At 66.7% G+C, this 20,123-nt stretch carries 19 protein-coding genes and 1 tRNA gene; 10 read left to right on the top strand and 10 right to left on the bottom strand.

Going from position 1 to position 20,123, the window contains the following annotated elements:
- Positions 1-30: 30 nt before the first annotated feature.
- The 3 genes from ASF00_RS12145 to ASF00_RS12135 all read left to right on the top strand — a co-directional run bounded on the left by ASF00_RS12145 (position 31) and on the right by ASF00_RS12135 (position 3,269).
- Positions 31-1,665: an OFA family MFS transporter gene (locus ASF00_RS12145; RefSeq protein WP_055879282.1), complete on the top strand. Its 1,635-nt coding sequence runs from the start codon at positions 31-33 to the stop codon at positions 1,663-1,665.
- Positions 1,666-1,914: 249 nt separating this feature from the next.
- Positions 1,915-3,048, top strand: a complete 1,134-nt coding sequence (locus ASF00_RS12140; RefSeq protein WP_055879280.1) for a PepSY-associated TM helix domain-containing protein — start codon at positions 1,915-1,917, stop codon at positions 3,046-3,048.
- Positions 3,045-3,269, top strand: a complete 225-nt coding sequence (locus tag ASF00_RS12135) for a hypothetical protein (protein WP_055879275.1) — start codon at positions 3,045-3,047, stop codon at positions 3,267-3,269. The genes ASF00_RS12140 and ASF00_RS12135 overlap by 4 nt, the downstream gene beginning before the upstream one ends.
- A gap of 140 nt (positions 3,270-3,409) precedes the next feature.
- Here ASF00_RS12135 and ASF00_RS12130 read toward each other — a convergent pair whose 3' ends face one another.
- Entirely contained in the window at positions 3,410-4,057 is a 648-nt protein-coding gene (locus ASF00_RS12130) for a hypothetical protein (RefSeq protein WP_055879272.1), read from the bottom strand.
- Positions 4,058-4,169: 112 nt separating this feature from the next.
- Between ASF00_RS12130 and ASF00_RS12125 the strand changes: the two genes are divergently transcribed.
- From ASF00_RS12125 to ASF00_RS12115, 3 genes are all read left to right on the top strand, one after another.
- Positions 4,170-4,835, top strand: coding sequence for a response regulator transcription factor (locus ASF00_RS12125; protein WP_055879268.1), 666 nt, complete (start codon positions 4,170-4,172; stop codon positions 4,833-4,835).
- A 184-nt stretch (positions 4,836-5,019) separates the two neighbouring features.
- Entirely contained in the window at positions 5,020-6,438 is a 1,419-nt protein-coding gene (locus tag ASF00_RS12120; RefSeq protein WP_235525791.1) for a sensor histidine kinase, read from the top strand.
- 57 nt (positions 6,439-6,495) lie between these two features.
- On the top strand, positions 6,496-7,353 hold the full coding sequence (locus ASF00_RS12115) for an NAD(P)-dependent oxidoreductase (protein WP_055879261.1): 858 nt from the start codon (positions 6,496-6,498) through the stop codon (positions 7,351-7,353).
- 3 nt (positions 7,354-7,356) lie between these two features.
- Here ASF00_RS12115 and ASF00_RS12110 read toward each other — a convergent pair whose 3' ends face one another.
- Genes ASF00_RS12110 through ASF00_RS12100 form a run of 3 tightly spaced genes read right to left on the bottom strand, consistent with a single transcriptional unit; the run spans position 7,357 to position 8,743 of the window.
- The gene (locus tag ASF00_RS12110; RefSeq protein WP_443024416.1) at positions 7,357-7,845 is read right to left on the bottom strand and encodes a DUF427 domain-containing protein; all 489 of its coding nucleotides are present in this window, start codon (positions 7,843-7,845) and stop codon (positions 7,357-7,359) included.
- Between the two features lie 2 nt (positions 7,846-7,847).
- Positions 7,848-8,213: a thiol-disulfide oxidoreductase DCC family protein gene (locus ASF00_RS12105; RefSeq protein ID WP_055879256.1), complete on the bottom strand. Its 366-nt coding sequence runs from the start codon at positions 8,211-8,213 to the stop codon at positions 7,848-7,850.
- The gene (locus ASF00_RS12100) at positions 8,210-8,743 is read right to left on the bottom strand and encodes a TspO/MBR family protein (RefSeq protein ID WP_055879254.1); all 534 of its coding nucleotides are present in this window, start codon (positions 8,741-8,743) and stop codon (positions 8,210-8,212) included. Before ASF00_RS12100 ends, ASF00_RS12105 begins: the two co-directional genes overlap by 4 nt.
- Before the next feature lie 138 nt (positions 8,744-8,881).
- Here ASF00_RS12100 and ASF00_RS12095 point away from each other — a divergent pair.
- Positions 8,882-8,955, top strand: a tRNA-Gly gene (locus tag ASF00_RS12095).
- A 13-nt stretch (positions 8,956-8,968) separates the two neighbouring features.
- Here ASF00_RS12095 and ASF00_RS12090 read toward each other — a convergent pair.
- From ASF00_RS12090 to ASF00_RS12080, 3 genes are read right to left on the bottom strand one after another with little or no spacing between them, the layout of a single operon-like run.
- On the bottom strand, positions 8,969-9,313 hold the full coding sequence (locus ASF00_RS12090; RefSeq protein WP_056476902.1) for a PilZ domain-containing protein: 345 nt from the start codon (positions 9,311-9,313) through the stop codon (positions 8,969-8,971).
- Positions 9,314-9,342: 29 nt separating this feature from the next.
- On the bottom strand, positions 9,343-11,022 hold the full coding sequence (locus ASF00_RS12085; protein WP_055879247.1) for a pilus assembly protein TadG-related protein: 1,680 nt from the start codon (positions 11,020-11,022) through the stop codon (positions 9,343-9,345).
- Positions 11,023-11,035: 13 nt separating this feature from the next.
- Complete coding sequence (locus ASF00_RS12080) at positions 11,036-11,488, bottom strand: TadE/TadG family type IV pilus assembly protein (RefSeq protein WP_055879243.1); 453 nt, start codon at positions 11,486-11,488, stop codon at positions 11,036-11,038.
- A gap of 378 nt (positions 11,489-11,866) precedes the next feature.
- Between ASF00_RS12080 and ASF00_RS12075 the strand changes: the two genes are divergently transcribed.
- Positions 11,867-12,655: a PAS domain-containing protein gene (locus ASF00_RS12075; RefSeq protein WP_055879240.1), complete on the top strand. Its 789-nt coding sequence runs from the start codon at positions 11,867-11,869 to the stop codon at positions 12,653-12,655.
- 25 nt (positions 12,656-12,680) lie between these two features.
- Here the strand turns inward: ASF00_RS12075 and ASF00_RS12070 are convergent, their stop codons facing one another.
- Positions 12,681-13,352, bottom strand: a complete 672-nt coding sequence (locus ASF00_RS12070; protein ID WP_156348330.1) for a hypothetical protein — start codon at positions 13,350-13,352, stop codon at positions 12,681-12,683.
- Between the two features lie 125 nt (positions 13,353-13,477).
- Here ASF00_RS12070 and ASF00_RS12065 point away from each other — a divergent pair, with 125 nt between their 5' ends.
- Both ASF00_RS12065 and ASF00_RS12060 read left to right on the top strand, forming a co-directional pair.
- Positions 13,478-15,337, top strand: coding sequence for a diguanylate cyclase (locus tag ASF00_RS12065; RefSeq protein WP_235525789.1), 1,860 nt, complete (start codon positions 13,478-13,480; stop codon positions 15,335-15,337).
- 137 nt (positions 15,338-15,474) lie between these two features.
- Positions 15,475-18,018: a TonB-dependent receptor gene (locus ASF00_RS12060; RefSeq protein WP_055879232.1), complete on the top strand. Its 2,544-nt coding sequence runs from the start codon at positions 15,475-15,477 to the stop codon at positions 18,016-18,018.
- Positions 18,019-18,098: 80 nt separating this feature from the next.
- On the opposite strand, the gene ASF00_RS12055 is transcribed toward ASF00_RS12060, so the two are convergent.
- Together ASF00_RS12055 and ASF00_RS12050 are read right to left on the bottom strand one after the other, a co-directional pair.
- Complete coding sequence (locus tag ASF00_RS12055; protein ID WP_055879228.1) at positions 18,099-19,418, bottom strand: sensor histidine kinase; 1,320 nt, start codon at positions 19,416-19,418, stop codon at positions 18,099-18,101.
- Positions 19,418-20,098: a response regulator transcription factor gene (locus ASF00_RS12050; RefSeq protein WP_200910178.1), complete on the bottom strand. Its 681-nt coding sequence runs from the start codon at positions 20,096-20,098 to the stop codon at positions 19,418-19,420. The genes ASF00_RS12055 and ASF00_RS12050 overlap by 1 nt, the downstream gene beginning before the upstream one ends.
- Positions 20,099-20,123 lie beyond the last annotated feature (25 nt).

Here is a 20,123-nt window from a genome sequence, read left to right as displayed (position 1 = left end):
GAAGATAACCAAATATAATCGGGGGGTTGGATGACGGATACGATCGACACGGGGGTCGGCAGCGCGGGCGGACACGGCTTTCTCAGCCGCGCGCGCACCGTTGCCGCACCGGGGTTCAACCGGTGGCTGGTGCCGCCCTGTGCACTCGCGATCCATCTGTGCATCGGCATGGCGTACGGCTTCAGCGTCTTCTGGCTGCCGCTGTCGCGCGCGATCGGGATCACCGACCCCGTCGCCTGCCCCAACCTCTCGCTGCTCGGCGCCCTGACCACGACCAACTGCGACTGGCGCGTGAGCGATCTCGTCTGGACGTACACGCTGTTCTTCGTGGTGCTCGGCGCCGCCGCCGCGATCTGGGGCGGCTGGCTGGAACGCGCGGGGCCGCGCAAGGCCGGCGTCGTCGCCGCCTTCTGCTGGTGCGGCGGCATGGGCATCGCGGCGATCGGCGTGGCGATGCATCAGTTGTGGCTGATCTGGATCGGATCGGGCGTGATCGGCGGGATCGGGCTTGGGCTCGGCTACATCTCGCCCGTCTCGACGCTGATCAAATGGTTTCCCGACCGGCGCGGCATGGCGACCGGAATGGCGATCATGGGCTTTGGCGGCGGCGCAATGATCGGCGGACCGCTCGCCGATCTGCTGATGAAGCACTTCGCCAGCCCGACCGGCGTCGGCGTGTGGCAGACGTTCCTGGTGCTCGCGGCGGTGTATTTCGTGTTCATGATGGCCGGCGCGATCGGCTACCGCGTGCCCGCCGAGGGCTGGGCGCCTGCAGGCTGGACCGCGCCCACCAGCGCCAAGGCATCGATCAGCCGCTTCAACGTCGCGCTGTCGGACGCGCACCGCACGCCGCAGTTCTGGCTGGTGTGGCTGGTGCTGTTCTTCAACGTCTCCGCCTCGATCGGGATCATCGGCATCGCATCGCCGATGTTGCAGGAGCTGTTTGGCGGTCGGCTGATTGACGCGCCCGGCGTGCTGTTCACCGCATTCGACGAGGATCAGAAAAAGGCGGCGGCGGCGGTCGGCGCAGGCTTTGTCGGCGCGATCAGCCTGTTCAACATCGGCGGCCGGTTCTTCTGGGCGTGGCTGTCCGACCGGATCGGACGCAAGCCGCTGTTCGCGACCATCCTCGTCGCAGGCGCGCTGCTCTACGGACTTGCCGCACCCGCGCTTGCGGGCACGACGCTCGGGCTGTTCATCCTCGTCTTCTGTATCCTCGCGTCGATGTACGGCGGCGGGTTCGCGACCGTGCCGGCCTATCTGGCTGACCTGTTCGGGACGAAATATGTCGGCGCGATCCATGGCCGGTTGCTAACCGCCTGGTCGACCGCGGGCGTGGTCGGGCCGCTGCTCGTCGCGAACATGCGCGACCGGGCGATCGCCGCGGACGTGCCGCGCGGCGTTATCTACCCGCCGATCTTCTGGGTGCTGGCGGCGATGCTGGTCGCCGGGTTCGTCGCGAACCTGTTCGTCCGGCCGGTCGACGCGAAGTTCCACATGCCCGCGGATAATGCGCCACGGGCGGTCGAGACGGTTGCTGGCGGCACCGTGGCGGCGGAGACCAGCACCTCGCCTATCGTCGTCTTCGCATGGCTCGCGGTCGGGTTGCCGATCCTCTGGGGGATCTACATGACGCTGTCGAAGGCACTGATCCTGCTCAAGTAGGGCACATACTGCATCCCTCCACCGGATGGGGGAGGTGGCACCCAAGGTGTCGGAGGGGGCGGACCGGAAACGGCGGTCACCCTTACCTCCCCCTCCGTCTGGCTGACGCCAGCCACCTCCCCCTCGCGGGGGAGGATTGGAAGAGGGCTCTCTGACTCACATCGCTATTGCACATCGTTATCAACTCTGTACTTGTGTGCCGGTGAGCATTTGCCAGCCCCTATCGTTCCATGACGGCGTATCGCGCGCATGACCCGCGGCACGATCAAGACCTGGTACCTCGTCCACAAATGGACGAGCCTGATCTGTACCGCGTTCTTGCTGATGCTGTGCGTCACCGGGCTGCCGCTGATCTTCCAAGACGAGATCGATGGCTGGCTCAACCCGCCCGCGCCAATGGCGGCGCTGCCCGCGGGCACGCCGTCGCTCTCGCTCGACGCGATCCTGAAGCGTGCCGCCGCGACCGCGCCGGGCAATATCCCGCTTTATATCAGCTTCGACGACGAACGACCCATCGTCTATGTGACAACCGGCGCGACGGCCGATGCCGCCCCCGCGGCGATGCACTTCCTTGCCTTCGATGCGCGCACCGGCGCGACCATGCCGCCCTATGTCCCCGGCGTGATGGCGTTCATCCTCAAGCTCCACACCGACATGCTGCTCGGCTTCTGGGCGGAGATATTCCTGGGCGTGATGGGCCTGCTGTTCTTCGCGGCGATCGTCTCGGGCGTCGTTCTCTATGCGCCGTTCATGGCCAAGCTCGACTTCGGCACGCTGCGGCGCGGGCGCAGCAAGCGTCTCGGCTGGCTCGATCGGCACAATCTGCTCGGCATCGTCACGCTCGTCTGGGCGAGCGTCGTCGGCGTGACGGGGACGATCAACACCTTTGTCGTGCCGATCACCGCCATCTGGAAGGCGAACGGCCTCGCGGCGATCACCGCCAGCGAGACGCGCACGCCGCTTGGGGTGGAGCGTGCCTCGGTGCAGGCGGCGCTCGATGCGGTGCGGCGCAAGGCGCCCGACATGGAGCCGCAGTTCATCGCCTTTCCCGGCGTCGTCTTCAGCAGCAAGCATCATTATGCGGTGTTCATGAAGGGCACGACGCCGATGACGTCGAAGCTCCTGCTGCCGGGGTTCGTCGATGCCGCGACCGGACGGCTCGACGCGGTGACGCCGATGCCGTGGTACATGCAGGCACTCCTGCTCGCGCAGCCGCTCCACTTCGGCGATTATGGCGGGCTGGTGATGAAGATCATCTGGGCGGTGTTCGACGTGCTGACGATCGTGGTGCTCGGCAGTGGGCTGTATCTGTGGCTGCGTCGCCGGGGCGGTCCGAGCGAGCAGCGGGTCCGCGAAGTCGTGATGGCAGGAGAGATCGCATGAGCCACAAGACCAACCGCCAGATCTTTGCACTGCCGGCGCTGCTTGGGGTTTCGACGGTGGCGGGGCTCGGCGTGGGGCTGATCGGCGACGGCATGTGGGATGCCGGCGCCGGATGCCTGCTTGCGCTGCCGTTGATCGTGACCGGCCGCTACTGGGTCCGTGTGCCGGCCGCAAAACAGCGCCGAACCGAAGCGCCAAGACTGGCGTCCATCGCCCGCTAAGGCGGTTCCCATACTTGCCCCCTCAGCTACCTCCCCTGCCGGGGGAAAAGCTTTAGCAGCGTAACCACGTCCAGCGTGCCGAAGAGGCTATTGGCACGCTGGCAGAACAATGGAGCCGGTGTTACCCGGCTCCACTTTCTTCAGTTTGCTGGCGCGACCTGCGGGGCAGGTGCCGCGGCCGGTGCGGGGAGCGCCCCGACTGGCGCGCGGGCTGCACCTGGAGCCACTGGCGGCGGTGCCATGCCCGCTGGCGGGGGCGGTGCGACGCCCGCTGGCGGCGGCGGCGGCGGCGGAGCACCCGCGCCGCCGGGACCGCCCGGACCATCGCGACCGGGACCTTCGGGCCCGGGGCCATGCGGACCATGCGGCGGGCCACCGACCGGGCCGAGCGCGGTAACCTTGCCCCCCGGTGCAACCAGGAACGAGGCGTGGACGAAGCCATCCTCGAAGCGGCCCTGGATCGTCACCGGCTGACCGGTCGCGACCAGATTGCTACCCTCTCCGCCCCGGCCGAGATCGACTAGCGCACGACCGGTGCGGTCGGCCATCACGAACTTGTTGCCGTATTGCTCGGCCACGGTACCGCGGATCGTGACGATCCCATCCGACTGGAGCGAGCGGATCGCGACCGGGGTGGCGGGCGCCATCGTCACGCTGGGGCGCGTTGCCGCGACGGTGACGGCACCAGCCGCTCCACCGACCACCAGCAGACCGGCGGCGGCGAGCGCCAGACGATTGCGGCGCAGATTGAAGCGCTTGCCGGGCGCGATGTGGGAATGTTCGGTCATTTGCGTCGTTCCTCTCATTGGTTGACGAATCACTCTTTAGGCGCACGCTGCCGACGCCCGCTGAACCAAGCCGTTCAGATTCCGTTGAGGCATCGGGCATAGGGACACAGGCATGCGGGTATTATTGATCGAAGACGATGCGACGATCGCAGACGGGCTGGCGCGGGCGTTGCGCGCCGAGCATTTCGCGGTCGACGTGGCCCGCAACGGCGAGGATGGCGGTCATCTCGGCGCGACCGAACTCTACGATGCCGCCGTGGTCGATCTGGGCCTGCCCAAGCGTGACGGGCTGTCCGTGCTGCGCGACTGGCGGGCGGCGGGACGCGACCTGCCGGTGCTGATCCTGACCGCACGCGACGGCTGGTCGGAGAAGGTCGAGGGCTTCAAGGCGGGCGCGGACGATTATGTGGTCAAGCCGTTCCGCGTCGAGGAGGTCGTGATGCGGTTGCGCGCGCTGGTCCGCCGCGCCGCCGGTCATGCCGCGGCGCGCGTCGCGTGTGGACCGCTGGTCTTCGACGCGCAACTCGGGACGTTCGAACTCGACGGCCTGCCGCTCAAGTTGACCGCATTCGAATGGCGCGTGCTGTCCGCGCTGATGCTTCGCCGCGAGGTCGTGATCGAACGCGCCGACCTGATCGAGCGCGTGTACGAGGGCGATGCAGATGTCGATTCGAACTCGATCGAGGTCATCATCGGCCGGTTGCGCCGCAAGATCGGCGCGCAGATGATCGAAACGGTGCGCGGCCGCGGCTATCGGCTGACGGCGGGCGAGCCGTGACGCACATCGCGCGACAGATAAATGGCGACCTTGTTGCCACCACCCCCGCGACGGCGTTGACCCAGTCGAGGACCGTTCGGGACTCAGGACCGATCCGCGCCGCCGAACCTTCTCCAATCTGTGCCCTGCCTGCGCCGGGGGCGCGTTTGCAGGGTGGACCAGCAAGCCTGGCGGGCGGATGGTAATGCCCCGGATGCGCCTCGTCCCGCGGTCACTTTTCGGGCGGATGCTCGTCATCGCCGCGCTGTCGACCGGGCTGGCGTTGCTTTTCGCGGGCGTGACGATTGGTCATGTCCTCGAACGGTTCGTCACGCGGGGCCTCGACGAGCGGCTCGATGCGCAGGTCGCGGTGCTCGCGCGGGCGGTGCGCCCTGATGGGACGCTCGACCGGACGCGCGCGATCGACATGCCCGAGTTCGGCGTCGCCGGATCGGACTGGTCCTGGCATATCGACGGCCCTGCCGGTCGTGTCGACAGCGGCACGGCTGCTCCCCTGCCCCAGCCCGCTACCCCGCCCGCGCCCGCCGCCCCCGCCCCCGTCACAGTGCCGCTACCCCTGCCGCCCGCCCCGCCGCAGGATGTCCGGGATCGTCCCGGCCCCGGTGGTCCCGACGCGCATCAACTTCGCGCCGGCGACACGCGCGATCGCAGCGGCGACCGGCTCCATTCGCGCACGCTCGATGTGCCGACTCCGCGCGGTCCCGTCACGATCACCGCGATCGGCCCGCGCCGGATCGTCGAGGAGCCGTTACGCGAGGCGATGATCCCGTTGCTCGGTTCGCTTGCCTTGCTCGGCGCAGGGCTTGCGGCGGCGACGATCCTGCAACTCCGGTTCGGGCTGCGTCCGTTACGCGACCTCCGGACCGCGCTCGCCGCGGTCCGTGCCGGCACCGAGCGGCACATCCCCGACGATCAGCCGGGCGAACTGCAGCCGCTCGTGACCGAGTTGAACGCGCTGATCGACCAGAACGCCGCGGGGCTCGCGCACGCCCGCCAGCATGTCGCCAACCTTGCGCACGGCCTCAAGACGCCGCTCGCCGCATTGTCGCTCAAGCTGGCGGAGACCGGCGCCGACGACGACGTGCGCGACATGGTCGAGCAGATCGACCGCCGGGTCCGCCATCATCTCGGCCGCGCGCGCGCCGATGCGACCGGCGGCGCGCGGGCTCGGACGCCGATCGCGCCGGCGGTCGACGACCTGCTCGCGGTGTTGCGGCGGATCCATGCCGAGCGGCCGATTGCGATCGAACGCGACATCCCCGCCGATCTTGCAGTCGCGATCGACGCGCAGGATCTCGACGAGATGATCGGCAACCTACTCGACAATGGCTGGCGGCATGCGCGGTCGGCGCTGACGATCGAGGCCAGGGCGACCGATGGCATGGCGACGCTGGAAATCGCCGACGATGGCGATGGCCTCGACGACACCGCGATGGCGGAAGCGATGCTGCCCGGCCGCCGCCTCGACGAACGCGGCGATGGCCACGGCTTTGGCCTGTCGATCACGCGCGAACTTGCCGAGCTGAACGGCGGCAGCCTCGCATTGGGCCGATCGCCGACCGGCGGACTGCTCGCCCGTCTCAGCCTGCCGCTGCGCGCCTGACGCAGCGATCCGCCCCAGCGTGCGTTGGCCCGCTACAGACATTCTGAAGGATAGAGCATGAAAGTCGGATTCATCGGTCTCGGCCAGATGGGCAGCGCGATGGCCACCAACCTCGTCAAGGCAGGGCACGAGGTGATGGTGTGGAACCGCTCGCCCGACAAGGCGGCGGCGCTGGTTGCGGCCGGCGCGCAGCTCGCCGAGACGCCCGCCGCCGCGGCCCAGGGCGACGTGGTGATGACGATGCTGGCCGACGACACCGCGCTCGACGCCGTGGTCTACGGAGACGACGGGATCCTGACCGCGCCCGCGCTGCACGTTTCGCACAGCACGATCGGCGTCGCGCTCGCCGACCGCCTCGCGCGCGACGCCGACCGCTACATCTCGGCCCCCGTATTCGGTCGCCCGCCCGCCGCCGAAGCCGGCACGCTGTTCATCGTCGCGGCGGGCGCGGACGATCTCATCGATCGATGCGAACCGCTGTTCGAGGCGATCGGCCAGCGCGTCTTTCGCGTCGGCACCACGCCATCGGCGGCCAATCTGGTCAAGCTCAGCGGCAATTTCATGATCATGGCCGCGGTCGAGGCGATGGCCGAGGCCATGACGCTGTCGGAAAAGGGCGGCGTCGATCGTGCGACTCTCCTCGAGGTGCTGACCGGGACGTTGTTCTCGGCGCCGGTCTACAAGACCTATGGCGACATGCTGGTGGCCGATGCGTTCAAGCCTGCCGGGTTCGCCGCGCCGCTCGGGCTGAAGGACATGAACCTCGTCGACGCCGCCGCAGGCCGCTCTCGCACGCCGATGCCGCTGCTCGGGATCGTTCGCGACCATTTGCGCACTGCGATCGCGCTGGAGGGCGAAGACGTCGATTGGGCCGGCGCTGGGCTCGCGGTGCGCCGCGCCGCCGGACTCGAATAAGGTCTACCAATAGCGGCTGCCGGGTACGCCCTTGAACGGCCCGGCAAGATCCGCGGTGATCCAGCCACCATAAAAGCCCCCTGGCTGTGGCACGACCCTCTCGTCGTCGACGGTGCACGTATCGAACGGGGCCGCGTAGAAGGCGAGATGGTCGCGCAACGCGGCAAATACGCGGGTCGGCGCGGGATAGCTCCAGGCGACGTCCCGAATCGTCTCGCCATCGAGCACGAGATCGTAATAGACCGCGTCGCCCTTCCATTCGCAGAACGAGCGATGCGTCGAACGCCGCAACAGTACCATCGCGACGTCGTCGGGCGGGATGTAATAGCTTGGCGGATGACTGGTTTCGAGCGTTCGCACGCTCGCGCACGTGTTCGCGACGATCTGGCCACGATGGACGATGCGGATGTGTCGCGGGCATCGCTCGGCGATCGCGGGACGCGGAAAGTCCCAGACGCTGGTCTGACCGGGCGATACAGCGTCGCGCGCCACCGTCACGGCTTCACCGCCTCGCGCCGTCGCACCGCGCGTTGCAATCTCGGCCGGACGCGCAGGAAGCCGGTATAGACACGCTCGAGCAGGCTCAGCACGCGTGGCTGCCGCGCGGCGAGGCCCAACGGGCGCAGGATCGGGATCGCCCGCCACATCGCCGCGAATGCCGCAGCACCGGATAGCAAATGCCCCTCCTCGCGTGCGTGAAATCGCGCGAGGAGTTCACCGCGGTCGATCGGACAGGATGCGTCGCCCTCGGTTGCGTCGATAAACTCGATCGCACCGCGCCGATCAAGCCGCCGCATTATCGCGATCTCGCGCCGGCATAGCGGACAGTCGCCATCATGCCACACCGTAACCCGGCTCATCGTCGCGTCTCGGTCGACTCGGCATTGCGCTGGCTGATCCGGGTCGCGAGCAGCGTCGCGAAGCCAAGCCAGGCCACGAACGGTACCCCCAGCCCCGCCGCCGGGCGATCGATCTTGGCGGCTGTGGCGACATACGCCGCGCCGGTGACGACCATTGCGCCTGCCGCGACCGCGCTTGTCTCCAGTGCACGTTTACGAAAGAACAATTCGGTCCAGCCACCGACCATCGCGCTGTTGAGCAACCACAAGCCGACCGCTGCATCACGTCGCTGCGATTGCGGCGCGCGCATCAGCCGATAGCCGCCAACTGCCAGCCCTGTCTCGAGCACGGGCCAGACCGCACCGAACACCGCGTCGGGCGGCGTGAATCCGGGCTTGTCGAGCCGCTTGTACCAGCGCCGCGTCCTGGGGTGCGAAGGATCGGGCGCATTGCGGCGCCCGAGCACCGCGCTGGCCCCAAGCACGCCGGCCACGACCAGCACCGCGAGGGGTCGCGACAGGCCGTCTCGGGAAGGGGTAGCGATCGTCATGCCGTGCGTCCTTGTCGAGCGCCATGCCCGCAAGGCTACAGCGTTGCACGACCGCAGACGTTCCGCCTGCGCTTGACGCTTGAACTTCGCGATCGTGCCGGGTACGGACGCCCAACCGCCGCGAACAGCGGCGCGTCTGCGGGTGTAGCTCAATGGTAGAGCTTTTGCTTCCCAAGCAAGTGACGAGGGTTCGATTCCCTTCACCCGCTCCAACCTCATATTGTCCTAGTCCATCTCGCTCGCGCTCGGGCCGCCGGTCGTCGTGATCAGGTGTCGCAGCACAGCATAGTGGAAGGGCTGCGCGAACCTGACGCCGGCCTCGCCGCCGGCCGCCCACATGATCGTCGCGCGGACCGGTTGCAGTCCGGCGAAGCGGACGACGACGTCCTGCCCTGGCGCGGCCTGATAGCCGAGCGCGACGCGACAGCCATGGCATGACAGATCGTGGATCGTCACGTCGAAGACGCAGGCGCGCCCCTCTCTGAGCGTCACGCGCATCGCCACCGGATAGCGATTGAGCGAACGGCGGTCGGTGGGGATCTTGGCAAGCTGGCGCACGGAACAGTCCATCGTTGAAAGAAAGAAAAGCGAGGAAAGGATCAGGCGACCAGTACGGCGCGACCACAGCGCAGGCCGTTGACCTGGACATCCGCCTGCCCGACGCGCACCCCCAACAGCCCGGTAACCTGATCGAGCAGACCGTCGAGCGCGGGCGCGGCGACCGACAGCGCGCTGCCGACCGCGGCGGTGATCGCCGACACATTGAGCCCAAGCCCGAGCACGCCGATACGGAGGTCCATCGATCGGATCAGCGACGAGGCCAGTCCCTGCGCGAGATCGTTGGTCGAGACCGAACGGACGCGGTTCTGCGCGATGTCGTCGGCAGAGAAGGTCAGCGGCTGCGCCGCGACCCCCCCGAGCTTTACGTCGGCATAGCCCGAGACGTCGACGAGCAGCGCATGTGCAATCGTCGCGCGCTGTGTTGTGATCGGCGTCGTGAAGTCGTTCAGCCGCGCGGTCGCGACATCGGCGATGGTGACGTTGCCGACGCTCGGCGTGACATCGAGCGACACCGTGCCCGTCGCTGGGCTGCGCGTGCACGCGATCCGGCTGAGCGACGCGCTGGCCGAGGCCAGTTCGACGAAGATCGGCAAGCGCAGCGACGCCAGCCCGAACGTCGCCAGCCCGCCGATCTGCGTGTCGACGTAAAGCCGCGTTTGCGCGGTCCGGACGACGACCGCATTGTCCTTGGCGACCGCGAGCCACGGCGATTGCACGGTCCGCTGGCCGCTCGCCAGGCTCAGCTGCGTCGAGACAAGCCCCGGTACCGATACCCCCGTTCCGAGCGCGATTGTGCGCTGACCGTTGGCGAGCTGGAGGATCTCGCGCAGCCCGGCATAGCTGTCGAATTCGAACACGTTTGCAGGATCCACCGCGCGCTGCCCCGCCAGTGGGCCGAGATCGATCAGCTTCGATAGCTGGATACTGGTCGGCGGTAGCTTCAGAGCGATCGCGCGCAATGCCGACGCCGCGGTCTGGTCGGTGGTCGCTGCCGCCAGCGCCTCGACCGCTTTGGGCAGAGTCGTGGTGGTGTTGAGAGTCTCCCCGAAGGTTGCGGCGTCAAGATCGAGCGTTGTCCGCAACGCACTGGCAAAGGCGAGCGCGTCGACATCGGCGCCGGCGAGTGCAGTATAATCCATTACCGACACATTGAGGTTTGTCCCTGCCAGCCCCGACAGCAGCGCGTTGGGAAGCCCGCCCTGCAATGCCGCCAGCCGCGTGCCGAGCGAGAACGCCGCCATGTCGATCCGCGCTGCCAGCGCCGTTGCGGTCACCCGCATGGTCGGTCGCCCGGTGATCAATCGGCCGAAAAACAACGGCACGGTCTGCGCCACCACGACCTGCGACGCATTGGCCGTGCTCGCCCCCCCCGCCACGCCACCGGCGGCATCGGGTATGAACCGCGCGCCCGCGTCGAGGCTCGGATCGCGCGTGTAGCGGCCGCGGACGAGACTGGCGACCGAGGTGCCGGGAACTGCGTTGACCCTCACCGCACCGCGGGCCGCCACCAAGGGATCGGCGCTGGTTGCGGCCGCGGCCAGCGCGGCGGCATCGGCGACGCCTTGCAACTGGCGCTTGGCGACGTAAAGCGATCCGACATCGACGCCGAGCGCGGCGGCGCCCATCAGCATCGTCATCGCCCCCGCCGTGAGGATCGTCACATAGCCGCGACCATCGCGGACGAGCCGTCGCGTCGAGCCGAGAATGCGGTGCGTCATCGCCCCCGTCACCTCAGACGCCACCCAACAATACCGCGGCGCTGCGTCGTATCGTCGTACTCGGCACCGGCACCAGCCCGGTCGACAGCACCGGATCCTGCGCTGCATCGTAGGACAGCCGCACGACGATCATCGTCCCGTCATCCTCGACGACGACCGTCAGCTTCGACGCATCGAGCATCCCGCCGCGCACGAAATTGACGTTCACGGTCTTCAGCGCGGTCGCATAGCGCTCGTTTTTGGTCAGCCCGGAAATGGCGGCGCGCGCGGCATCGTTAGCGGTTTGCTGAACGGTGTGCGACACGAAGAACCATTGGCCATAGGCCATGATCCCGAACAACAGTGTCAACAGCACCGGCAAGGTTATCGCCATCTCGATCAGCGCAACACCGCGGCGATCAGACAGCAGCGATCGAAACCCGGTATGGTCGATATGGCGTCGCGCAGGGAGAGATCGACGTATCATCACCTGACATTGCGGACCGTAGCGTAAACGCTGGGTTAGGTGGCGTTGTCGCGTTGCATCGTAATTTGCATATAACCAGTATGGGTGTCGAAAGAACCATTTTGATTGGCTATATTGACTTGGATTCATATACCAGTTTGGGTATATTATTGATAAGAGACAGATATCGATAAGCTAAAGTGGATCGCCATCTACTGCCGCACTGAAAAGGTCGTGCGCGGTATTCAAGCGCACGCCCCGTGCGAGACAGGACGCATCTTGGATAGAACCGCAACGGTAAGTTCGGCTGAGATCGTCCGGAACTTCGGATTATGGCAGGATCGGGCGTCGCATGCCCCGGTTGTGGTCACCAATCGCGGACGACCACGCTACGTCCTCATGGCATTCGACGCATGGTGCAAGGCGGACCAGAAGACGACTGCACCGCCCCTGCCCGACGCGCCCACCGGCTGTCGCGAGGCTGAATTCGCGGCACTGATCGAGCGCGTGCCGGGTGGCTTCCTGATCCTCGACGACAGCTTGCACGTCCGCGAGACGTCGACCGCCGCCGCACTGCTGATCGGCCAATCGATCGAGACGATCCGCGGCGCAGCGATTGATATGCTACTCGATCGGATCGGCATCGGTATCGCTCTGGTCGAGCTGCGCCGGGTCCTGGAAACGGGGGAGGACGCGTGGTTCGACCTGCCTTTGCCCCTCCCCATGGCCACCGGTGACGCGCAACGCGTCCGGGGGCACGCCTCACCCTGGGTCGACGGTATCGCGCTGACGCTGCACCGCTATCACGAGGCGCAGGAGGACCGCTGGCTGGCCGACCAGCGCGCGTTGGAGCAGGCCCGCGCGGCCCATCGCGGCGTTCTGGTGATGCGGATCAGCGTCCGCGGGACGGTCACGAGTATCGACGATCGCACGGCGGACTTTCTCGGTCTGCCCCGCGAGCGCATCCTGCAGGCACGGATGGTCGACCTGCTCGCGCTCTCGGCGCGGGCCGAAGCGCGCGACGCGGTCGAGACAGTGCTGTCTGGTGCGGCCCCCACGGTGGCGTTCGACAGCATGATCCTGACGAATAGCGGTGACCAGCGACGCGTGACGATGTCACTCGCGCCGGTCGCCGAAGGGTTCGCGATCGGTGGCGCGATGGTGCTGATCACGACAGGCGCGTCCTGATCGGCCGGCGATGGAGCCGCGGCGCTCAATAGCATAGCGGCGTGCCCGAAGCGCGCGTTCGCTCGACGGCCATCCGCAGCGTGATACCGACCTGATCGAGCGCGACCTGCCGATCGGTGGCGGCGATGGTGATCGAGCCGCAGGATTTATTCGCATCGCCGGTCGCGATCGACCAGTCGATAGCCACGCGGTTGGGCTCGACCGTGCGGTCGACGGTCAGCGTACGGACGATCACCCGGCCCCCCTGCGCGCTCGACAGGCCTGACAGCAGCGCATCGATATCCGCCCTCCAGCTGTCCTGGCCCTCCCCGGGCGCGACGGCTGGCCCCGAAAGCGCGCCCGCAACGGGTCCATGAAACGTCCGCGTGACGATCGGTACCACGCCATCGGCGCGCGCCTGATGCGCGTCGGCATCGGTCGCGAGCGTTCCAAGCCAATCGAGCCGCGCGCCGGTCAGCACGAACATAGCCGTCAAGCCAGCGATCACCACGATCCGCACAGGTCGCGGCATCGCGACTGCACACGAGGCGATGATCGTCCCGAGCAGGATCGCCAGCCAGACGAACGACAGCACCACGCTCCACCGGGGCAGGATCGTCATGAGGATCGCCCCTCCGATCAGTTCGACCGCAGCGACGCTCATCACGAGCCTGCCAGGGGCGTCATACGCGTCCGCGTGATCCGATCTGGCGCTCATCGTTTGTCCCTCGCTCCGACCGCAGCAAGACTGCCGTGCCGCCGTTAATATCCCTCGAACTGCCCGTGCAGCGAGATGCGTATCCGGAAGCCAAATCTTTACCGGTTTGCGTGCATCGCTCTGGCATGTCAGCGTTTTCTCTGTCTTCGCTATCCGCCCGCATCGGCTGGCTCGGCGCCTGCGTGTCGCTCGCCATGCTCGCACTGGCGCTGCTGCTGGTCGATGCGAGCGTCCGGATGAAAGCCTCGCTCGACTGGGTCAGTCGAACTGAACAGCTGATCCACAAGATCGACGAGACGATGGCCGACCTGCGCGAAGCGGAATCGGGCCAGCGTGGCTTCCTGCTGACCCACGACCGTAGCTACGCACGCAATTTCGACTATCGCACGATCGAGGCGACAAACGACACCGTCGCGCTTGCGGCGTTGACGCGCGACAATCCCGAGCAGCATGACCGCGCCGTCGCGTTGCAGCGGATCGTCGCGCAGAAGATTGCCTCGCTGCGGATGCCGCTGGCGCTCGGGCAAAGCGGGCATTTCGCGGAGGCGATCGCGATCGTCGCGAACGGGCATGGCCGCAATCTGATGGACGAGGTCGCCCGGCGCGCCGGCCAGTTGCGGGACGAGGAACGCGACCTGCTGGCGGTGCGGTTATATGCGGCGGAACAACAATCCGCCTGGAACCGGCATCTGCCGCTCGTCGGCGGCCCGACGATCATCGCGCTGTTCGCGGTTGCAGTCGTGCTGATCATCCGCGGCGTGCGACGGCCGATCCGATCGATGCTGCGATCGATGCGTGCTTTTGGCGAGGGGGACCGCGACGCGCGCGTCACCGATGCGATCGGCACCGCGGAGTTCCGCGCGCTCGCCGAGGCATATAACGCGATGGCAGACCGGCTTGCGGCAGCCGGATCGCTGCAAGCGGCCAGCGACGCGGACCTCCAGCGCGCCAATGCCGAATTGCGCTGCAACGCTGATACGTTGCAGGCGCGCAGCGAGATGATCGAACTGCTCGGCGGGATGTCGCACCGGATGCAGACCGCGCGGACCGATGCCGAGCTCGCCGCGGTGATCGCGTGCTTCGTGCCCCGCGTGCTGCCATCGGTACCCGGCGCGCTCTATGCGCATAATCATTCGCGCAACCTGTTGATCCGGCTGGCGAGCTGGGGCGATCTAAGCCGCGCGCGGGAGGCGTTCCCGCCCGAGCAATGCTGGGGATTACGACGTGGCCAGGGGCATTACATCGTCGAACCAGGCACCGACGTGATCTGCGCGCATGTCGGCGATCCGGGCGCGGTGTATCACTGCGAACCGTTGCTGGCGGGGGGCGAGGTGATCGGGCTGTTGTATCTGGAGGGCGTGGTCGAGGCGGAGAGCCGCTTTCGGCTGGCGGTATTGACCGAGAACATCGCCTCCGCGTTGCTCAACCACCAGCTGCAGCGGGGGCTGCGCGAACAGACCATCCGCGATCCGCTGACCGCGTTGTTCAATCGCCGTTATATGGAAGAGGCGCTGGCGATCGAGATCGCGCGGGCCGCACCCGCGGGGACACCGCTCGGGCTGGTCATGTGCGACGTCGATCATTTCAAGCGATTCAACGACGAATTCGGACATGATGCCGGCGATATCGTCCTGCGCGCGGTAGCGACCGAAATGACGCGCCATTTCCGCGATGGCGACGTCGTGTGCCGCTATGGGGGCGAGGAGTTCACGATCATCGCGCCCGGCGCGATGTTGCCCGTGCTGCTTGGACGCGTCGAGCGACTGCGGATCGCCATCGCCGAGACATCGGTACGCCACGGCGACCGCGCGCTCGGCGCGATCCGAATGTCGTTCGGAATCGCAATGTGGTATCCCGAGATGGATCGCGATGGATCGACGCTGATCCAGCGCGCCGACAACGCGCTGTATCGCGCCAAGCGCGCCGGCCGCGATCAAGTGATGATCGCCGACGAGGTGCCGGCGCTGTCGATCGCGGCCGAATAACCGGATCGGCCGCGCCGCAACCATTAAACGAGCATTAAAACCGTCGGACACCCGATTCTTATATCCGTAACGGACGTGCCACGACCGCAGCCTATCGCGCCCTTCAAGGCAAACACTGCCTAAAAGGGAACTTTTCGATGTTGAATTCAGCAAGCCTGCGCTTGCGGCTGCTGGCCGGCGCCGCCCTGACGATCGCTAGCGCGTCGCCAGCGTTCGCTGCCCCCGCACCGACCGCCGAGCCGACCGCCGCGAAGGATTCGACGGTCGCACCGGAGCCCGCCAATGCGGTCACGCCTGCCGCCGAACCCGACCAGTCCGGTCTCGGCGACGTCGTCGTCACCGCGACCAAGCGCGAGACCAACCTGCAGAAGACGCCGATCGCAATCAGCGTGATGACGGCGCAGAACCTGCAGGACCGCCACGTCCAGAGCCTGTACGATCTCGCCGACGGCGCGGTGCCATCGTTGCGTGTCGCGACGTTCGAGGCGCGCCAGTCCGCGCTGACCGTCGGTATTCGCGGCATCGTTCCGCTCGACGCCAACCAGCCCGCGCGCGAGCAGGGCGTCGGCATCTATATCGACGGCGTCTATCTTGGTCGCCAGCACGGGCTGAATGCCGCGCTGTTCGACGTCGAGCGGATCGAAGTGCTCAAGGGGCCGCAAGGCACGCTGTTCGGCCGCAACACCGAAGGCGGCGCGCTGAGCATCGTCACCAAGGCGCCGACCGGCAAATGGGGCGGCAGCGCAACCGGCGGCATCGCCAATTACGGCGGCTATAACGGCGCGTTCCGGCTCGATCTTCCCGAGACCTATGGCGTGTCGCTGAAGCTCGACGGAGTCGTCCAATATCAGGGCGCGACCACCCGGAACCCGCTCGCCGGCCAGACCGGCTGGAATTACTACGATCGCCGCGGCTTCAAGGCGACCGCACGGATCAAGCCCGTCGAAGGCATGACCGCCGATTTCAGCTACGACAATGGCTATGACGCAAACAGCCCGTTCTACAGCCAGCTGCTCAACGCGAACCCCAATGGGTGCGTCGCCGGCAGCCAGGCGGCAGCGGCCGCGTGCACGCTACCCGGCACCAACTATGCCACGCTGACCGGCACGGTGAAGCCGGTGCCCAGCCAGGTCGTCGTCAACGGCACCAGCCGGATGAAGGTCGCCGATATCGGCGTGCCGCAGCAGCCGAGCATCGACAAGACGCACGGCTATACGTCGAACATCCACTGGAACGTCGCCCCCGAGATCGAACTCCGGTCGATCACCGCATGGCGCGGCGTCACCTCGACGCAGTGGGACAATAGCGGCGGCGCGCACCGCGTGCCGGTCGTGGCCGCCAACTGCACCGGCACCGGCTGCAATTTCAGCCGGTACAGCCTCGCCGACCTAAGGCAGAACCAGTTCAGCCAGGAATTCCAGGCTGTCGGCAGCGTAGGCCAGCTCGATTACGTCGCCGGGCTCTATTACTTCAACGAGCATATCAGCGACGACGCCGCCACCCCGAACTCGAACGCATTCACCACGAATGCGACCGCAACCACTGCGGGCACCGCGATCACCGGCGTGACGATCCTCGATCCCTGCACCGGTTCGGGCGGGTTCGGTTCGCAACCCGGGTGCCGCTCGATCGATCGCGCGTCAGAAGTGCATTCCAAGAGCTATGCCGGCTATGGCCAGGTCACGTGGAACGCGACCGATCGCATTCATCTGACCGCAGGCGGCCGCTACACGCACGACGAGAAGCAGGGCGTGCTGCATTATTCGCGCAACCTGAACTACGACACCGCGACCACGGCACAGTTGACCGCCGCGGGCTACAAGCCGCTCGATGCCAGCTGGGATCGCTTCAATCCGATGGCCACACTGGCCTATGACGCTACCGACACGCTGCATCTCTATGCCAAATACGCGACCGGCTACCGCGCCGGTGGGGCAAGCTCGCGCACGTCGAACTACCAGACGTTCAACCCGGAGGATGTGAAATCGTACGAGATCGGCGCCAAGACCGATTTCTGGAACCACCGCGCGCGCCTGAACCTTGCCGGCTACATCATGGACCGCAAGAACAGCCAGATCGACATCAGCTCGATCCAGACGACCTCGACCGGCAGCTTCAACAATCTGGTCACGATCAATGCACCGGGGATCACCAAGATCCGCGGGATCGAAGCCGACCTGACGGTCCAGCCGGTCGATGGCCTGACGCTGACCGCGGGCTATGCCTATACCTACACCAAGATCCCGCCGGTGCTGATCACGTCGACCGGCGTGTATCAGAACTTCTACATCGTGTTCACCCCGCGCAATGCGGCCAATGGCTCGATCGACTACACGACGCCGATCGGCGCGCTGGATCTGAAGTTCCACGTCGACGGCAACTACTCGCAGGCGACGCAGACCTTCGATCAATATGCGACCAAGAACGATGCCGCGTTCATCGCCAACGCACGCATCGCGCTGGCGAACATCATCGTCGGTAACAACAATGCGCTGACGATCTCGGCCTGGACGCGCAACCTGTTCAACAAGCAGTATGTATTCCGTCGGGATCCATCGAACAGCCTGCCGGGCTCGCCGACCACGAACACGGCGTCGGGCAGCATCAACAACATCCTCGGCGATTACGGCAATTTCAACGCGCCGCGGACCTACGGCGTGGAGGCGTCGGTCAAGTTCTGATCGACACCGCCCTTTGACCGACCAACCCGGGCAGGCGTCGAGCGTGTCCGGGTGTCGTCGTCAAAAGGGGGCCTCGCTTTTCAGGCAGGCACAGCGATGACGACGCGCAGTCCGGGCGCCGCGTCTTCCAACGCGATCGTGCCGCGGTGCAGGCGAACGATCGCCTCGACCAGCGGCAGGCCAAGCCCATGGCCGCCATCGTGACGACTGGTGTCGAGACGCCCGAACCGCCGCATTGCCAGCGCGCGTTGGTCGGCCGGGATACCGGGGCCATCGTCGGTTATGGTGAGCGTGTCGGTGACCGCGATACAAATCCGCGTACCAACCGGCGTATGACGCACCGTATTCTCGATCAGATTGACGATCAGCTGACCGAGCAACTGCCCGTCGCCGACGATCGGCAGCGGTGACGCCGTTGCAAGAGCCAGCATCCGTCCGCTATCGGCTACGACCGGCTGCATCATCACGCCGATCTCGTCCGCCAGCGCCGCCAGATCGAGCCGCGCGAACCCCGCGCGACGATCGCCGCCCTCGATCTCGGCGATCCGCAGCATCGCCGCGAACATCGCAAGAAGGTCGTCGCTCATCGCGATGGCGGCTTCGAGATCGTCGCGCTGCACCGGCGACTCCGCGCGGCGCAATGACAGCGCGAGTTGGCTCCGCAACCGAGCGAGCGGCGTGCGCAGGTCGTGCGCAATGTCGTTGGAGACGTTGCTGATGCTTGCCATCAGATCCGAAATCCGGTCGAGCATCCGGTTGAACGCCATCGCCTGTTGCGCGAACTCGCCCCCCGATCGGTCGACCGGCACGCGCCGCGTCATGTCGCCGTCGATGATCGCCTCGACCGTGTGGCGGGTCTCACCGATCCGCCGGCCGATCGTCACGACGAAGACGATCAGCCCACCAAGCACGACGAACAGGATCGACCCGAACCCGATCAGATAGATGCGGACGCGCGCGCCGTTATAGTCGTCGAACGGCTCGGTTTCGGCGATCGTGGTCAGCGTCATGCCGCCGCCGACGTCGCGCACCAAAGCGCGGCCCGCGGACAGGCCGGGGATCAACCGATCGCCGGCGAGCGTGGAGAACCCCATTGGCAACGGCCGCGACAGGCCAATGTTGCCACCCAGCCTGTGCCCCTCCGCGTCGAGCAACACGAATCCGATATCGCCGGTGTCGCGCTCGTGCGTCGCGGCATCGACGCGGCGGAAGATATCAGCAGCGCGGCGATCCCCGGGAATACCCGCCACGCTGTCGTTTACATTCTCCAGGCGCCGGTCGACCAGCCGCTCGATTGTCCGCAACGTTACCGCGTAGATAGCAAACCCCGTGCCCAGCGTCGCGACGAGGAACGCCAACAGGAACGCCCCGGTCAGCGTCCGAAGCGACCGGAACCGCATCAGCCGCGCAACATGTAACCGACGCCGCGCACCGTCACGATCGGGTCCTCGCCCCCCGCCGCCGTCAACTTGACGCGCAGGTGGCGGACATAGACATCGACGATGTTGGTGGTCGGCGCAAAATCGTAGCCCCAGACGCGCTCGACAAGCATCGCGCGCGTCATCACCGTATCGGCATTGGCGACGAATTCCGCGAGCAGCTTGAACTCCAGCTTGCCGAGGTCGATCGCGGTGCCGTCGCGCCAGGCACGGAAACGGGTCGGGCTAACGACGATGTCACTGGCACGGATCGTGTCGGCGCTGCTCCCGGTCCAGCCACGTCCGCGGACGATCGCCGCCAGCCGCGCGCTGAGTTCGGCGGCGGCGACCGGCTTGACGACGTAATCGTCGGCGCCCGCCTCAAGACCCTCGACCTTCTCGACCGACCGGCCAAGCGCGGTGAGCATGATCACCGGCACCGTCATGTTGCCATCGCGAAGCCGCGTCAGCACCGACATGCCGTCGATCTTTGGCAGCATCCGGTCGAGCACCACTGCATCGAACGGTGCGCTGTCGACCGCCGCCAGTGCCTCGCGGCCATCGATGGCGACCGTGACACGGTGATCGAGCCCGCGCAGCTCCTCCGCCATCGCCTGCGCGAACATCGCATCGTCCTCGACCAGCAACAGGTTCAGGCTCATCGTCGTCTCGCCGAAAGGGGCCCCC

The sequence above is a fragment of the Sphingomonas sp. Leaf34 genome, assembly GCF_001421805.1.
Classification (GTDB): Bacteria; Pseudomonadota; Alphaproteobacteria; order Sphingomonadales; family Sphingomonadaceae; genus Sphingomonas.
The sequence above is the reverse complement of the archived record's forward strand: the minus strand, read 5'-3'. Positions and strand labels throughout refer to the sequence as shown.

Coding starts and splice junctions, on each gene's coding strand:
- ASF00_RS12145 (WP_055879282.1), top strand. CDS start 31: ATGACGGATACGATCGACACGGGGGTCGGCAGCGCGGGCGGACACGGC.
- ASF00_RS12140 (WP_055879280.1), top strand. CDS start 1,915: ATGACCCGCGGCACGATCAAGACCTGGTACCTCGTCCACAAATGGACG.
- ASF00_RS12135 (WP_055879275.1), top strand. CDS start 3,045: ATGAGCCACAAGACCAACCGCCAGATCTTTGCACTGCCGGCGCTGCTT.
- ASF00_RS12130 (WP_055879272.1), bottom strand. CDS start 4,057: ATGACCGAACATTCCCACATCGCGCCCGGCAAGCGCTTCAATCTGCGC.
- ASF00_RS12125 (WP_055879268.1), top strand. CDS start 4,170: ATGCGGGTATTATTGATCGAAGACGATGCGACGATCGCAGACGGGCTG.
- ASF00_RS12120 (WP_235525791.1), top strand. CDS start 5,020: ATGCCCCGGATGCGCCTCGTCCCGCGGTCACTTTTCGGGCGGATGCTC.
- ASF00_RS12115 (WP_055879261.1), top strand. CDS start 6,496: ATGAAAGTCGGATTCATCGGTCTCGGCCAGATGGGCAGCGCGATGGCC.
- ASF00_RS12105 (WP_055879256.1), bottom strand. CDS start 8,213: ATGAGCCGGGTTACGGTGTGGCATGATGGCGACTGTCCGCTATGCCGG.
- ASF00_RS12100 (WP_055879254.1), bottom strand. CDS start 8,743: ATGACGATCGCTACCCCTTCCCGAGACGGCCTGTCGCGACCCCTCGCG.
- ASF00_RS12090 (WP_056476902.1), bottom strand. CDS start 9,313: ATGGACTGTTCCGTGCGCCAGCTTGCCAAGATCCCCACCGACCGCCGT.
- ASF00_RS12085 (WP_055879247.1), bottom strand. CDS start 11,022: ATGACGCACCGCATTCTCGGCTCGACGCGACGGCTCGTCCGCGATGGT.
- ASF00_RS12080 (WP_055879243.1), bottom strand. CDS start 11,488: ATGATACGTCGATCTCTCCCTGCGCGACGCCATATCGACCATACCGGG.
- ASF00_RS12075 (WP_055879240.1), top strand. CDS start 11,867: ATGGCATTCGACGCATGGTGCAAGGCGGACCAGAAGACGACTGCACCG.
- ASF00_RS12070 (WP_156348330.1), bottom strand. CDS start 13,352: ATGAGCGCCAGATCGGATCACGCGGACGCGTATGACGCCCCTGGCAGG.
- ASF00_RS12065 (WP_235525789.1), top strand. CDS start 13,478: ATGTCAGCGTTTTCTCTGTCTTCGCTATCCGCCCGCATCGGCTGGCTC.
- ASF00_RS12060 (WP_055879232.1), top strand. CDS start 15,475: ATGTTGAATTCAGCAAGCCTGCGCTTGCGGCTGCTGGCCGGCGCCGCC.
- ASF00_RS12055 (WP_055879228.1), bottom strand. CDS start 19,418: ATGCGGTTCCGGTCGCTTCGGACGCTGACCGGGGCGTTCCTGTTGGCG.
- ASF00_RS12050 (WP_200910178.1), bottom strand. CDS start 20,098: ATGAGCCTGAACCTGTTGCTGGTCGAGGACGATGCGATGTTCGCGCAG.